Origin of the sequence: Flavobacterium sp. ZT3R18 (assembly GCF_007097385.1) — a bacterium.
GTDB lineage: Bacteria > Bacteroidota > Bacteroidia > Flavobacteriales > Flavobacteriaceae > Flavobacterium.
In genome coordinates, this window is sequence record NZ_VJZS01000012.1 from 139,589 (window position 1) to 154,213 (window position 14,625).

Genomic DNA, 14,625 nt, shown 5'->3' on the forward strand with positions numbered 1-14,625 from the left:
CTTTAGCTGGAGGGGGCGAAATTAGGAATAGTGTTCAATGGTCATAGCTTATCATTCTTGAAATTTTCCATTAGTTGTTTACTTTTTTCCAAATCGCAACAAATTTAAAGGTTCCTATTTCTTCTTTTCCGTTTTCCATGTGTCGGAATTGATGAATGGCTATTTCTATAGCTCCAAAATCTTTTATAGGATGAACTTCAAGGCTTCCTTTGACCAACTGTCGAGTAAGTTTGTTTTCATTTTTGAACATATTCTCAAAATTAGAAAAAACAGTTTCATAGTTGATTAAACCTCCATTGTCTTGATACCATTCTAAATCTTCGGTGAACAAGGGTTTGAATTTTGTCATCTCTTTTGCGTTGAAAGCATCAAAAAGAACAGTGTCCATTGCTGCAATTTCGTTGTACAACTCTTGCGAAGTTGGAGCTACTTTTTTTTCTTGGGCTTGTGCTAAATGTATACCTAAGATCAATATGAAAATAGGGGATAGGTTAGATTCTTAAATGGGTTTGTCATATTTTGAAGAGTTAAATAAGAGTAATTGGTTTGTTTTTAGTTCAATACAGATGATAAAAATAGAGAAAGAATATTTGATTTGGATTTTGCAATCACAACTTTTTTAGTCTTCTAAAAGGAAGAGTGTTTTTGCACGATTTAAATCTATTGTTTGGTCTTGCCGTATTTCCAGAAAATAATCCAATTGCCATTTTTGTGTTTTTTGGGCTTGTTTGCTAGTGGTTGCATCCCAAGGAGGATAAACACGAATAGCACGTTTGCCTTCTTTATTACCATTGGTTACAATTCCTTTTTCAATTCCTATTGATTTAGGGAAAATAAACAACCCGAAGTGATTGTCTTTTCTGGCGCTAATGATAAACAAATCAATTGGATCGGTACTGTCAAAGGGCTGAATAGGGGCGTGATCTATCCTTTTCCACAGTGTAACAAATTGACCCGTTTTGGTAGGAGTAATTTTGGCAGTTCGGTATCGAATGTTTAAATTATTTAGAACGAAAGTACAGGCTCCATATTCAGAACTTTCAGGTTCAAGATCTGGCTGGGTGATTTCGAAATTACAATTATTGGATAGTAAATTTTTTATATAAATGAAGTCTTTGGGTAAATCTTCAATTGCTATACTTGGATTTTGAATACTCATTTGGTAAAAATTTGTGCTAGTTGATTTTGTTGTTTTAAATAAAAAAAGCCGAAAATGAATTTCGGCTTGAACAAAGTTATGACTACTTTTTAGTTTTCAATTTAGCTGCAAAAACTTTTTCAAATTTTTCTAGTTTGGGCTGAATAACCATTTGACAATAAGGTTGGTTTTTGTTGTTGGCATAATAATTTTGATGATAATCTTCGGCTTTGTAAAACTTAGTAAAAGGTTCTAATGTGGTCACGATTGGGTTTTCATATACCTTTGCTTTTTTTAATTCAGCTATAATAGACTGAGCTTCTTGTTTTTGTTCTTCATTAGTATAAAAAATTACAGAACGGTATTGGGTTCCTCTATCGGCTCCTTGTCTATTCAGTGTTGTAGGATCGTGTACGGTGAAAAATACTTTGAAAATCTCATCGAGATTGGTTACGTTTTTGTCGAAAGTAATTTGAACTACTTCGGCATGACCTGTGGTGCCAGAACAAACTTCTTCATAAGTTGGGTTCAGTATTTTGCCGCCGGAAAATCCAGAAACTACAGATTTTACGCCTTTCAGGTTTTCGTAAACAGCCTCTACACACCAATAGCATCCACCGCCTAGGGTTATGGTTTCAAAATTAGATTGTGTCATTTTTTTAGTTGTATTATTGTTTTGAGAAAAAAGGGCTCCGGTAATTAGCAAACAGGCTAAAATAATTGTTTTCATTTGAATGGCAGTTTGATTTGATTTTTTATTTAGCATCGGGAACAAAATCAAGTGCTATGGAGTTCATGCAATATCTTTTGCCGGTTGGAGCAGGGCCATCATCAAATAAATGGCCTAAATGACCACCACATCTTCCGCAAAGCGCTTCAATTCTTTCCATTTCAAGAGAATTATCGTTTTTAAACACGATGCTTTTTTTGTTTTCTTGTTCAAAAAAACTAGGCCAGCCACAACTGCTGGAGAATTTGGCGGTAGAACGAAATAGTTTGTTGCCACAGGCTGCACAATAATAGGTTCCTTTATCATTGCTATTCCAGTATTTTCCAGTAAATGCTCTTTCTGTATCGGCTTTTCGAGAAACTAAATAAACGTCTTCGGGTAGTGTTTTTTTCCATTCGGCATCAGTCAAATTTAGTTTTGTTGTGTCTGTATGCGAGTAATACGGATTTCCGGGTTTACCTTGGTTGTTTTCAACTGGAGTCATGGCGTTACTCTTTGTGTCTTTACTCTGTCCGCAAGCTTGAAAAACAAATAGGGGAAGCAGTAGTAAAATGCAAAAAAAGGATGTTGTTTTCATAATAGTATTTTTTATACCTCAAAAGTAATAGACAAGTTACAATTGAAATGTCGGGTATTTTACAATTCAATTCCTATTTATACAATTTTTAACTATTGTTAGTTACTTTAAAAATGACTTTTTGGTTTTAAAAAGTAATAAATAGAACAGTTTTTTATAAACCAATACGCATATTGATTAAATGCTTTTTGAATCCTACCTTTTCGTATGCTTTTATTGCAGATGGATTGTCATTATATACATCCAACCGTATTTCAAATACATTCTGCGAACGTACCCAATTGGTTAGTGTTTCAATAATCAATGAATTTACACCTTTTCCTCTGTGCTTTGGATCCGTGTACATGAAACCCAAATAAGCATATAATTTGTGATTTAAATAGGGTTTTGCATCTTCAATTCGGGCATATCCGGAGCCAATAATCTGTTCATTCAGGACGGCAACAACGACTTCAACATCAGTGGCTGAAATCATTTTTTCGATGTTGTAATAACTTATTTCCCCTTCTTTCAATGTAGGGTCAAAGGGACGTTCGGCAGTGATAATCCCTTGTTCGAATTCCAGAAGTTTTTCTAGATCCTTTAGAGTTGCTTTTCGGATATTTATTGTATTCATCGATTATGATTTTTACTTCCAAATATACAAAAAAGGGAATGTAGAATTGCTATGGTTGGGATTTCAAGGTTGTTCAAGAGAAATAACTTCCACAAAAACCAAAAGAATGTTAAAGCCTTTGCAAAGCATATCTTTTTTGTACTTTTGTTCCATCAATACAATATATGGAAGAAGAACAAGTAATATTAGTGAATGAATTGGATCAGCAAATTGGTTTAATGCCTAAATTGGAAGCGCATGAAAAAGCCATTTTGCATCGTGCTTTTTCTGTTTTTGTCTTAAATGATAAAAACGAAATTATGCTCCAACAAAGAGCGCATCAGAAATATCATTCCCCTTTGTTATGGACGAATACCTGTTGTAGTCATCAAAGAGAAGGCGAAACCAATATTCAAGCCGGTAATCGCAGATTGTTTGAAGAAATGGGTTTTAGTACAGAGCTGAAAGAATTGTTTCATTTTATATACAAAGCGCCTTTTGATAACGGTTTGACAGAACATGAACTCGATCACGTAATGATTGGGTATTATAATGAAGAACCTTTGATTAATAGGGAAGAAGTTGAAGATTGGAAATGGATGAAAATTGAAGATGTTAAAGAAGATATGCTTTTGAATCCAGAAATTTATACCGTTTGGTTCAAAATTATTTTTGATGAATTTTATCATTTTTTGGAAGAACACACAATATAAGATTTTTGAGTTTAGATTTTAGATTTTAGATTTTTTGAAACTTTATAAATTAGCAATTGAAAATCTTTATCAAAGAGTGAAAGATAAATACTTTTTTAAATATAAATTTAACCATACATTTTAACCTAGCCTCTAACTTCTAACTTCTAACTTCCCCATGAGAGTAACCATATCCAGAAAAGCCCATTTTAATGCTGCCCATCGTTTGTATCGAAAAGATTGGACTTTCGAGCAAAATGATGCCGTTTTTGGCAAATGCAATAATCCCAATTTTCACGGACACAATTATGAATTAATAGTGAGTGTTACGGGGGAGATAGACAAAGAAACAGGTTTTGTTATGGATGTGAAATTTCTAACCGATATTATCAAAGTTGAGGTTGAAGATCAATTCGATCATAAGAATTTGAATCTAGACGTTCCGGAATTTCTAGATTTGAATCCTACGGCCGAGAATATTGTGGTGGTAATTTGGAATAAAATCAGAAAGAAAATAAAATCGGAATTGGATTTGGAAGTGGTTCTTTATGAAACGCCTCGTAATTTTGTAACCTATAAAGGAGAATAATGAAATTGAAAGTAGGAGATAAAATTCCAAAATTTACTGCAAAAGACACCAATGAAAATGATTTTGATAGTCAGGATCTAATTGGGAAAAAGCCATTAGTCATTTATTTTTATCCAAAAGACAATACGCCGGGTTGCACAGTGCAAGCCTGTAGTTTTAGGGATCAGTATGAAGATTTTAAAGATCTGGGTGCCGAAGTAATAGGAATTAGTAGTGATAGCGTAGTTTCTCATCAAAACTTTGCACAACAATTTCAATTGCCTTTTATACTTTTATCAGATTATGATAAAAAAATAAGAAAACTTTTTGGTGTGCCTTCTGGTTTGTTCGGAATATTGCCAGGAAGAGTTACTTATGTCGCTGATAAAACGGGAACGATTATTATGATATTCGACAGTATGATGGCAGCTCGCCATATTCCTAAAGCACTTGAATCAATACGAAAATTACAGTAGTAAATTGATAAAAGAGTAAGCGCTGTTTGATTATAAAAGTGTTGAAATTCGCAAAAAAAATACATGAAATTAAAAATATATCCATTGCAATTTGAAGCTATCCTCAAAGAAAGAATTTGGGGAGGGAAAAAATTGAAAACAATTCTAAATAAACCAATTTCTTCGAGTATTACAGGAGAAAGCTGGGAGTTGTCTACTGTTGAAGGCGATGTAAGCCTTATTGTAAACGGTGATTATAAAGGAAAAGCATTGACGGAGCTAATTCGTGAATGTCCAAACGAAGTTTTGGGAACGGTTGTTTATAAAAGGTTTGGGAATCAATTTCCATTGCTTTTTAAATATTTGGATGCCCGCGAGGATTTGTCAATTCAAGTACATCCCAATGATGAGTTAGCCAAAAAACGTCATAATTCTTTTGGTAAGACTGAAATGTGGTACGTTATGCAGGCCGATCAGGATGCTAGAATTATTGTAGGATTTAAAGAAGATTCAAGTTCTAAAGAGTATTTAGATCATCTTAAAAACAACACTTTGGTTTCTATTCTTGATGATGTGAAAGTAAAACCAGGAGATGTTTTTTTCTTAGAAACAGGTACTGTTCATTCTATTGGAGCAGGATTAGTGATTGCCGAGATACAGCAAACATCGGATATAACATATCGTTTGTATGATTTTGACCGTAAAGATGCTCAAGGAAATGCAAGGGAACTGCATGTTGATTTGGCTCTTGAAGCCATAAATTACCATAAAGTCAATACATTTAAGGAGTATGACAAGGAAGTAAATCAATCGAATACTATTGTTGATTGTCCTTATTTTACAACCAATTTCCTTCCGTTAGATGGAGAAAAAGCAATGCTTAAAACAGGGGAGACTTTTACCGTTTATATGTGTGTTGAAGGTTCTTTTGAAATGGAATACAATAAAGTAAAGTACAATTATAAAAAAGGAGACACGGTTTTAATGCCAGCAGCTATGAATGAGTTTATCTTAAGTGGAAAAGCTTCTATTTTAGAAATTTACATTTCATAGTAGGTAATAGAAAGATTATGTGTACTTTTGCAAACGCAAATTAAATAAAAATAAAATGGCAAACGTTAAGAATTTAAAGAAAGACATCAACTACGTTTTAGGAGATATTATTGAAGCAGTTTACTTGTTCGAAATTTCTACAACAGGAAAACCTACAACAGAAACTAATGCATTAATCGACGAAGCTATTGCTGCTTTCGACGTTTTGATCACTAAAGTGAACGAAAAGAAAGTTGAAAATAAAAAAGCACACTTCAAACAAATTAATGTTGAATTGGAACAAACTGCTAATCAATTGATTGCTAAAATCAACGATTTGTAGTAAAAAAAAGGGCAAAAAAAGTTCGAATTTATTTTGAAAAAACGAATTACAAACTTATCTTTGCACCCGTAATGAGTCGCCAGCGTAGCTCAGTTGGCTAGAGCAGCTGATTTGTAATCAGCAGGTCGTGGGTTCGAGTCCCTCCGCCGGCTCTTTAAAAAATCCATCTATTCGTTTAGATGGATTTTTAATTAAGTTGGCTTATTACAAAACACATATTGAGTCGCCAGCGTAGCTCAGTTGGCTAGAGCAGCTGATTTGTAATCAGCAGGTCGTGGGTTCGAGTCCCTCCGCCGGCTCTTTAAGAAAACCATCTAACTTTTGTTAGGTGGTTTTTTCGTTTTAGGGAATCAAACTCAAAAGATGGGTCAATCGGGAATCAAGGATCAATCCTAAAACCTGTGGAAAAGCAAAAATCAAGCAAAATATTTAAGATTTTTGATTAACGATTTTTGATTTCAGAAATGGAAAAGATAGAGGTTTTGCTAGTGAGACGACTTTTTCGATAACTATCAGAATTAACAAAGGTACAATCGTTGTCGATTCCTAATGGCTCGCGAGAGGGATAGCGCCAAATTACCGAAGTGGCAATAGCCCGACCGCATTATATAAAGGGGCGAATAGGCGGTATGTGAAGTAGCCCCTTTTTATAATGAGGTCTCGCCCTAATACTTTGAATTATGGATACAAAAAAACCGCCTTGATGATAAAGGCGGTTTTGATATATAGAACAGTTTTGATTACTGTTTTGCTTCACTTTTTTTAATCTCAGTCACATATTTAGTCAATTTTTTGCCATATAATGAATTGGCTACTTTTGGAGTCATCGATTTTTGAATGGTATCTAAATATTTGATGTTGATGTCGTAGATTTCGGCTAAAGCAATATAAGGGGAAACCTCATGGTCTTTGTTGTTTACTGCAAAATTGGTGGCGTAAAGGTACTTACGTTTGATGTTGGAGTCTTGTTTTTCGTTTATGCTGTCTATCGCTTTGGTATTGTTGCTTTTAATGGCATTAAATTTATCTTGAATCAAAGTTAGATTCTCGTCATTGAAACGAGAGTTTATCTTTTTGTATTCTTCATACAATTCTTGGTTTTTTGATCCTGTTATTTTTGCTCCTGCAATAAATGAGTCTAGGTTGGTGTCAATGTTTATGGTACCCGGCTCTGCAAAAAACATGATGTTGTTGTCTAGAGAATTCGTAACTCCTCTGTCAAGATATAGATAGAGCATTTCTGGTGATTTTAAGTCAATATCGCTTGTGAAAGCTGAATTTCCATCAATCTTGATGCTGTCAATTGCAATAAGAGAGGTGTCAACTACGCGTTGAATATACAATGTACCTTCTTTTAATCCTTTGATGTTTCCGGTAAGATGCAGACTGGTTTTGGATTCATTTTTGTTACAAGCGGCCAAAAGTAATAGTGTAACAAAAGCAATGATAGAATTTTTCATGTGTAATTAATGTTTATTTTTTTTAGAACAGGTTACCGCCATTGTTTAGAATCGTGGCAATTTCATAGTTTTTTAATTTTGGCGCAAAATAAAGAAAATTGTTGGAATGGAGGTTTGTAATGGCATCGAATTTAAAAAAAAATCCCAATCTATTTCTAGATTGGGATTTGGGTGTTGTTTTTGAAGATTATCCTTTCAACCAAGTGGCTCTTAATGCTGCTTTTGAAGAATTGGTCGCTTCAAGTCCTTCGGTTTCTATATAAGGTAATTTTACGGTTCCTTTTACTATTTCCTCTTTACCGTCTCTTCTTATTTTGATTGTAATGGCATCATTCTCTTTCCATTTTTGGCTTTCAGAAATCATGTCGTATATATTATCAAGAGAATACGGTTTGTCGTTTATGGCAAGGATTACATCTCCACCCCTAAGATTTAAATTGGTATAGAAAATGGTTAGTTGTTTATTAGGAGCTACAAAAATTTCTTTATTTTCTTTGTTAACACCTATATAAGGAACTTGATCTTTTAGGAATATTCCGTCCGCTACTTTTTTGGTAGTTTTGGTAACCCCGACTTTTGCTAAATACTCATAATAAGGTATCGGAGTTGGTCCTGATACGTATTTGGTTAGGAAAGCACCCACTTCTGGATAAGTTAATGACGTTATTTTTGCAAAAAGATCAGCATCATTAAATGGTTTTGTTATTCCATATTCATTGGATAATTGATGCATCAAATCTAATATGCCTCTTTTTCCTTGGCTGCTTTCTCTGATTTGAATGTCTAAACACATACCGATTAATGCTCCTTTTTGATATACATTTAAGTATTGATCTTTATAAGGCTCTGTTAATACATTGGCACTCATTGTTGTAAAGGGCATAGTGTCATTCATAGCGTTAGCGCCTTGTATTTTTTCGGCTATGCGAGAATAGAATTCATCTTCTTCGATTAATCCTTGATTGATTTGGAAGAGATTAGCAAAATATTCGGTTACTCCTTCGTACATCCATAAATGTTCGGACATTTTTGGAGCATTGTAATCAAAATATTGAATCTCTTTTGAGTGGATCGTTAATGGAGTTACTATATGAAAAAATTCGTGAGAAACAACGTCCTTCATTTGTTTTACCAATTCGTCTTTTGGCATCATTTCAGGCATAACAACTGTAGTAGCTGTTGGGTGCTCTAATGCTCCAAAACCTTTTGCATCGGTGGGAGTCATTGTAGAAAGGTACAAAATAACGGTGTATTTCTTTGTAGAGTTTACTTTCCCTAAAAACGTTTTTTGAGCCGTCATCATTGTTTTCATTTCTGGAGTGATGCTCTCTGCAGTGAATTTTCCTGATGGGGAGTAAACCGCAATTTGAATATCCATACCATCTACAGTAAAAGTAGTGTAGTCTGGCTTAGAATACATGATCGGGTTTTCTAATAATTCTGAATAAAGTGGCATCTCAAAAACATCGTTTGTTGCAGATGCATCTTTGTCTATCATTGAGGTAGCTCCCCAAAGTGAGGCAGGGTGGGTTATCGTTACTGTGTAAGGCAGTTCTTTTTTGTCTTGAAAATAACCCACAAATCCATGTAAGTTCAGCATGAAATTTTTGTTGGCATCAATGTTGGTACCGGCTGGAGAGAATACGTCATCTTTTCCAAAACCTCTTCCTTTTTCGGTATCAAAAGTGTCGTTTACGAGGTAGGTAACTTTTGCTAAGGATTTAGCGTTTTTGATTGTCCAAGTATTATCGTCAGTTTTGGTAGCAGTCAATAAATTTCCTTTGCTATCATAAGCTTTAAAATCGGCAATGTATTTTCCGTAATCATCTATTGAATACGTGCCGGGAACTGTTTTAGGAAGACTATAAGTGATTTCGTTTGTTTTGATTTTTGGAGCTTTAACGGTAACAAGAACTTGATCGTCTTTTACATCGTTTAAATTGATGGTAACTTCAATTTTTTCTTTTTTAGGGTCTACAGATGTTGAAGTAGTACTGGCTTTACCTGCCCAAAATAAAGAAGAAAAAGCAAATGTAAATAGTAATTTTTTCATTTTGTTATTTTTTGTTTGGTAATAAGTATTTGAAAGAGTTCAATTGTTACAGGAATGATGAAAAGAAATGTAAAAAACAAAAGTCATAAAAAAACTCCTAATTAAAGGAGTTTTTTTGGGTTAGTCAAGTTTGTTTTTTATGTAATACTTGCCGTCTAAATCTTCATCAAAATCATCAATCTTTAGCGGTTTTGGTTTCGGTTTATTTGCTGTCGCCTTCTTTTTCCACATTTCAAATTTTTCTGCGGGCATCTTCTTTTTCATAATTTCCAGAACCTCTTTTTCAGCTAATCCAAATTCTTTTTTGATAATCTCAAATGGATTTTTTTCCTCTTGGGCCATTGTAACAAGTTTCTCTGTTTGTTCCCAGTTCAATTCTTTGCGGTTACTCTTTTTCATCACGTGAAAATTAATTCAAATTGGTGTTAATGATTAATATAATTGATTTTAAATCTGATACCAATATTAATAAAAATAATAATCACTTTTCATTAAAAGTTAAAAAATTTTTTATTTTTAATTCTTTTTCAAAGTATGATGTTTTTGAGCAGTTTTTTGCGTGATTTTCTCTGATTTAGATCAAATAGCTATTCAATCTTTCGAAAAGTGAGATTTATTCTTGAATCAATGGGTTTTGAAGTTTTGGGTATTTGATGTTTCCAAAAATGTTGTGTTGTTCCTTGCATCAGTAATAAACTACCATGTTCGAGAATGAGGCTCTTTTTTTGGGTTGAATCTGAATTGTGTTTCAATTGAAAAGTACGTTCTGCGCCTAAACTTAGTGAGGCAATTATGGGATTTGTACCCAATTCTTTCTCATTGTCGGCATGCCAACCATTGCTATCGCTGCCATTTCTGTAGTAATTAAGAAGTACTGTTGTAAAATTGGTTTCGGAAGCACTTTCGATATGAGATTTTATTTTTTGCAGAAGCGATGTCCAAGGATGCGGCTGCATGATAATATTAGAATAGGAGTATGGCTTTCCTTCATTTCCGTACAAGGCGGTTAATCGTGGTTGTAGGTGTTTTTTGCCATAAACCGTAATTTCATCCTGTTGCCAAGGAGTATTTAGGATCAATTCATTAAATACAGCATCGGCTTCCTCTTTTTTAAGAAAAGTAGGGAAGTAGATGATTTCGGCATCTGGTAGATTTAATACGATGCGATCTGATTGAAAAAGTGAATTCATTTCACAAAAATAAAGAGAAAAAGGAAAGGATTAAACTTCTTTTTTCTCTTTAAATATATATCGGATCAAAAATTAAGCTTCTGAATGGTCTTGTAGTAAATTTTTATAAATGAAACCAGCCACAATAGCGCCTAAAATTGGAGCTACCCAAAACATCCAAAGTTGTGATAATGGCTCTCCTCCCACAAATAATGCTTGTGATAATGATCTCGCAGGATTTACTGAGGTGTTTGTAATAGGAATACTGATTAAGTGAATTAAAGTTAAAGCAAGTCCTATAGCAATTCCTGCAAATTTTCCATTCGCAAATTTATCGGTTGCTCCAAGAATTATTAATACAAAAAACAGTGTTAAAGCAAATTCTGCAATAAATGCGGATTGCATCGAATATCCATCAGGAGAGAAAGCCCCGTATCCATTAGATGCAAAAGCCCCAGCCTTAGTATTATCAATCATAAATCCAGCTTTACCAGAAGCAATTGTAAATAAGGTTCCTGCTGCGGCAATAGCGCCAACACATTGAGCAATAATATAAGGAAGTAATTCTTTGGCAGAAAATCGCCCGCCAGCCCATAGTCCAAAAGATACCGCGGGATTAAAATGCCCTCCTGAAATATGCCCTACAGCATAAGCCATGGTTAAAACAGTTAATCCAAAAGCAAGTGAAACACCCACAAAACCGATACCTGCTCCAGGGAAATTGCAAGCAAATAATGCGCTACCGCAACCTCCAAATACAAGCCAATACGTCCCGAAAAATTCTGCTAATAGTTTTTTCATAATGTTAATTTTAGGTTTTAATTATAGCTAAGTTAGTAAAAATAGTGTTAATATGTACTTTGCCGAAATAAAATGTCTTAGAATGAAAAGAAATAGCCTAGGATTATTGCATGAAAGTTTTATGCTAAGTTGTTTTTGTGCTTGGGTTTATTTCCCTTCAACCCTTGAGTAATCAATATAGCTTTCATATTTCTTGCCCATTTTGTGATTGAGAAACGTAATGTCATTGTTTTTTATCATTACAGTAAACTTTCTTCCGTCTTTGTGTAGTAGTTCGTATGTCTTTACGGTTGTTTTAGGGTCTTTTTTTTCGCTTGTAATTGTGAAAATTTGAGGATTTTTATAATCAATCCGGACACTACACGTTTTGTTTTTTTTGTTGAATAGAAATGCTACCTCATGATTCTCTGTAGAAGTAGTTCCGTTTGGATTTTTGATTTTAATCTTGTTGACTTCTAGATAGCGTTCTTGGGAGAATGAGATGGAGGTAGTCAAAAATGCCACAAATAGGAGGAGTTTTGATAGATTCATTTTTTTTAAATTTTTTGCAATTGTTTGCGTTAGATCTTTCTCTTGAGTGTTTTAAATAGCTGAAGCGTAGTTGGGTATAAACAAAAATAAGACAATAATATAATATTTAATGTTTAATTTTTCAATTGTTATTGTTTTTACTAAAATTAATATTCATCAGTACAATAGCAAATAAGATTAAGGCAATGCCCAGCCATTGCGTTGTGTTTACATTTTCATTCAAAAGAAAATAAGCCATCAAAACAGACACAGGGAGTTCAAGAGCCGAAACAATACTGCCAAGCCCAATTCCGGTAAGGGGAAACCCAGCATTCATAAGCATAGGTGGAATTATAGTCCCAAAAAGTGACAGAATGATTCCCCATTTTAGGAATATTGAAAAATTAAAGGGAGCATTCTGTGTTGCTGTGGCAAAACCAAAAACGATGACCGCTCCTCCAAGCAGCATGTACAAACTCCGTTGAGCCGACGATATTCCTAGAGCAATACGATTTGCCGTAAACATTGTAGTGGTAAAGGAACAGGCCGCCAACATTCCCCAAATGAGCCCATGCCAATCAAGTTGTATCTCGTTTTTAAGTAGGTCTGTTGCTAATAATGTTCCGATTAAAACAATAAAAACCGATATTATTTTTTGTTTCGAAGGCATTTTTTTCTCCAAAAGCATTTCTAGCAAAACGCCAATCCATACGGTTTGCATCAACAAAACAATAGCTATTGAAACAGGGATGTATTTTACGGCCATATAATAAAAGACACTCGTCATGCCAAGCGATGTTCCGGCAACCATTAACTGGAATATGTTTTTCTTAGACGCTTTAACTACTTCGTCGTCGTTTTTTGCTTTTTGGAAAGCATTAATAATCAGAATTCCTGTTATTCCTAATACAAACTGGGAGATAGTTACTTCGGCGGTAGTATATCCTTCCGCATAAGCCATTTTTACAAAAGTGGCCAGCATTCCAAAACTGGTTGCGCCAAGTCCTACTAGAAATACTCCTTTAAATACACTGTTTTTAAACATTTTGTTTCTTTTAATAATTATTGTTTTGATGACCAATCCTAATTTCCACTTGAATGGGATTGCAATTTCTTAATACTAAAGAGGAGTCTATTTTTCTATAACACTAGGTTGTTGTTCTTTTTCAAGTTCTTTATGGGTCAAATCGCTTAAATGCAATCGAAGCGCATCTACAGAAATATTAATTTCCCAAAAGCAAAGCCCTAAAGAGAGTAATAAAGACAACAAACTAAATCCAAATAAATAAATTCCAGTCAGTTGATAGTCTAAAAATAAAACAAGCATAGTGAATACCGATAAAAATAAACTCAGCACACCCGCCATTTGCATATAGCGAATAAGCGTTAATCTCAAGTTAAGATTCTTTATTTCCAGTAATATCAATCGGTTTTCCTTTTCTTTATACGCTTTTTTCAAACCGCGTATAATTGTTGCGACAGTCAAAAACCGATTGGTATAAGCAAGTAAAATTAATGAAGTGGCCGAAAACAGTAAGGTGGGAGTTTCTACGTGAAGAGGCATATGTGTTTTTTTTAGACTGCAAAGTTCGACTTTTTAAACAGGAATAAAAAACGGACTAGTCTTATAGTATTGTTAAGAAGAGAGGAGGTGTGTAATATATAGGTGATAGGTAGAATCATCAGGAGCTATTCCCGCTATCATTCCAATCTTGTTGGCCGAACCCCGGCGAACAAGGATTTTCCCTTCTATCGGGGCTATGGCATCAGTTTTCATAAGGCATTTGGTCGTAAAAACGTATCTTATGTATTTAAGAGTGTATCAAAAAGCCGCACATTATATATATGAGACGTATTTCAAAGGGGAATCCGTTTTGTTTGGATCTATTCGGCTACTAAAAAGCCACACCTTATATATAGGAGAAGCAATTTCAAGATAAAATCCGCGTCCATCCGTGTTTTTGCTTTAGCGAATCCGTGTAATCCGCGTCCCATCCAGGCGCAGGTGAACCCAGTCCAACTCCTAAAAGCTGACAAAACGGATCAAATAGTCAAAAACGGCTACAAAAAAACGCAACTCCTTAAAAAGCATCATTTCTAACCGCCAACAAACCAATGGCTTAAAAATAACTTTAAGAAAAGGTTAAAAAAAGGTTAGAAAAGCTATTGTTTAAGCGAATAAAGGTGGTAGTTTTGCACCCGCAACAACGCAGACGTTCATTAGCAGATTGGCAAGTAGAGCGTCTATGTTCAAGAAGAAATGAAAATTAAATTTTCAAAAAAGATTTAAAAAAGCTTGTGAGATTCGAAAATGAAAGTTACTTTTGCACCCCGCTAAACGCGCAACGTTCCTTGAAAAACTGCTGAGAAAATAAGAAGAAATTGAAATTAATTTTTCAAAAAAAACTTCAAAAATTTCTTGCCGGTTAGAAATAGAAGTTGTAGTTTTGCACCCGCTTCGAGAAACGCACAATGTGAGTTAAACGAGACGAAAAATAAAAG

The 14,625-nt window shown here is 34.3% G+C and carries 18 protein-coding genes and 2 tRNA genes; 7 read left to right on the forward strand and 13 right to left on the reverse strand.

The genetic code is table 11. The features are described 5' to 3' along the window. Nucleotides 1-70 precede the first annotated feature (70 nt). The 5 genes from FNW52_RS13695 to FNW52_RS13715 all read right to left on the reverse strand — a co-directional run bounded on the left by FNW52_RS13695 (nucleotide 71) and on the right by FNW52_RS13715 (nucleotide 3,061). Nucleotides 71-472 (reverse strand): nuclear transport factor 2 family protein, encoded by a 402-nt coding sequence (locus tag FNW52_RS13695; RefSeq protein ID WP_143378010.1) that lies wholly within the window; start codon nucleotides 470-472, stop codon nucleotides 71-73. A 147-nt stretch (nucleotides 473-619) separates the two neighbouring features. Further along, nucleotides 620-1,159, reverse strand: a complete 540-nt coding sequence (locus FNW52_RS13700; RefSeq protein WP_143378011.1) for a MepB family protein — start codon at nucleotides 1,157-1,159, stop codon at nucleotides 620-622. Between the two features lie 82 nt (nucleotides 1,160-1,241). Continuing rightward, complete coding sequence (gene msrA / locus FNW52_RS13705; protein WP_143378012.1) at nucleotides 1,242-1,868, reverse strand: peptide-methionine (S)-S-oxide reductase MsrA; 627 nt, start codon at nucleotides 1,866-1,868, stop codon at nucleotides 1,242-1,244. Nucleotides 1,869-1,893: 25 nt separating this feature from the next. Continuing rightward, on the reverse strand, nucleotides 1,894-2,445 hold the full coding sequence (gene msrB / locus FNW52_RS13710) for a peptide-methionine (R)-S-oxide reductase MsrB (RefSeq protein ID WP_143378013.1): 552 nt from the start codon (nucleotides 2,443-2,445) through the stop codon (nucleotides 1,894-1,896). A 154-nt stretch (nucleotides 2,446-2,599) separates the two neighbouring features. Further along, entirely contained in the window at nucleotides 2,600-3,061 is a 462-nt protein-coding gene (locus FNW52_RS13715; protein ID WP_143378014.1) for a GNAT family N-acetyltransferase, read from the reverse strand. Nucleotides 3,062-3,225: 164 nt separating this feature from the next. Between FNW52_RS13715 and idi the strand changes: the two genes are divergently transcribed. From idi to FNW52_RS13750, 7 genes are all read left to right on the forward strand, one after another. After that, a complete protein-coding gene (gene idi, locus FNW52_RS13720) occupies nucleotides 3,226-3,753 on the forward strand; it encodes an isopentenyl-diphosphate Delta-isomerase (protein WP_143378015.1) in 528 nt (175 codons plus the stop codon). 157 nt (nucleotides 3,754-3,910) lie between these two features. Continuing rightward, entirely contained in the window at nucleotides 3,911-4,321 is a 411-nt protein-coding gene (locus tag FNW52_RS13725) for a 6-carboxytetrahydropterin synthase (RefSeq protein WP_143378016.1), read from the forward strand. Then, nucleotides 4,321-4,776 (forward strand): peroxiredoxin, encoded by a 456-nt coding sequence (locus FNW52_RS13730; RefSeq protein WP_143378017.1) that lies wholly within the window; start codon nucleotides 4,321-4,323, stop codon nucleotides 4,774-4,776. Before FNW52_RS13725 ends, FNW52_RS13730 begins: the two co-directional genes overlap by 1 nt. Nucleotides 4,777-4,839: 63 nt before the next feature. Beyond that, nucleotides 4,840-5,808 carry a type I phosphomannose isomerase catalytic subunit gene (locus FNW52_RS13735; RefSeq protein ID WP_143378018.1) on the forward strand — a complete coding sequence of 323 codons (969 nt, stop codon included), beginning with the start codon at nucleotides 4,840-4,842 and terminating at the stop codon, nucleotides 5,806-5,808. A 55-nt stretch (nucleotides 5,809-5,863) separates the two neighbouring features. Further along, entirely contained in the window at nucleotides 5,864-6,130 is a 267-nt protein-coding gene (locus tag FNW52_RS13740) for a hypothetical protein (protein ID WP_116762090.1), read from the forward strand. A 78-nt stretch (nucleotides 6,131-6,208) separates the two neighbouring features. Further along, nucleotides 6,209-6,282 (forward strand) — tRNA-Thr (locus FNW52_RS13745). Nucleotides 6,283-6,355: 73 nt separating this feature from the next. Further along, nucleotides 6,356-6,429: transfer RNA gene (locus FNW52_RS13750), tRNA-Thr, on the forward strand. Nucleotides 6,430-6,870: 441 nt separating this feature from the next. Here the strand turns inward: FNW52_RS13750 and FNW52_RS13755 are convergent. The 8 genes from FNW52_RS13755 to FNW52_RS13790 form a co-directional block, all read right to left on the reverse strand. Further along, nucleotides 6,871-7,590: a DUF4369 domain-containing protein gene (locus FNW52_RS13755; RefSeq protein ID WP_143378019.1), complete on the reverse strand. Its 720-nt coding sequence runs from the start codon at nucleotides 7,588-7,590 to the stop codon at nucleotides 6,871-6,873. A 187-nt stretch (nucleotides 7,591-7,777) separates the two neighbouring features. Further along, the gene (locus FNW52_RS13760) at nucleotides 7,778-9,643 is read right to left on the reverse strand and encodes a peptidase M61 (protein WP_143378020.1); all 1,866 of its coding nucleotides are present in this window, start codon (nucleotides 9,641-9,643) and stop codon (nucleotides 7,778-7,780) included. A 120-nt stretch (nucleotides 9,644-9,763) separates the two neighbouring features. Next, nucleotides 9,764-10,042: a TIGR03643 family protein gene (locus FNW52_RS13765; RefSeq protein ID WP_143378032.1), complete on the reverse strand. Its 279-nt coding sequence runs from the start codon at nucleotides 10,040-10,042 to the stop codon at nucleotides 9,764-9,766. Between the two features lie 188 nt (nucleotides 10,043-10,230). Then, nucleotides 10,231-10,833, reverse strand: coding sequence for an alpha-ketoglutarate-dependent dioxygenase AlkB (locus tag FNW52_RS13770; protein ID WP_143378021.1), 603 nt, complete (start codon nucleotides 10,831-10,833; stop codon nucleotides 10,231-10,233). 72 nt (nucleotides 10,834-10,905) lie between these two features. Next, entirely contained in the window at nucleotides 10,906-11,613 is a 708-nt protein-coding gene (aqpZ, locus tag FNW52_RS13775; RefSeq protein WP_143378022.1) for an aquaporin Z, read from the reverse strand. A 147-nt stretch (nucleotides 11,614-11,760) separates the two neighbouring features. After that, a complete protein-coding gene (locus tag FNW52_RS13780) occupies nucleotides 11,761-12,144 on the reverse strand; it encodes a hypothetical protein (protein ID WP_143378023.1) in 384 nt (127 codons plus the stop codon). Nucleotides 12,145-12,265: 121 nt separating this feature from the next. Then, nucleotides 12,266-13,168: a DMT family transporter gene (locus FNW52_RS13785; RefSeq protein ID WP_143378024.1), complete on the reverse strand. Its 903-nt coding sequence runs from the start codon at nucleotides 13,166-13,168 to the stop codon at nucleotides 12,266-12,268. An 87-nt stretch (nucleotides 13,169-13,255) separates the two neighbouring features. Then, entirely contained in the window at nucleotides 13,256-13,687 is a 432-nt protein-coding gene (locus FNW52_RS13790; RefSeq protein ID WP_143378025.1) for a DUF2721 domain-containing protein, read from the reverse strand. Between the last annotated feature and the right edge of the window lie 938 nt (nucleotides 13,688-14,625).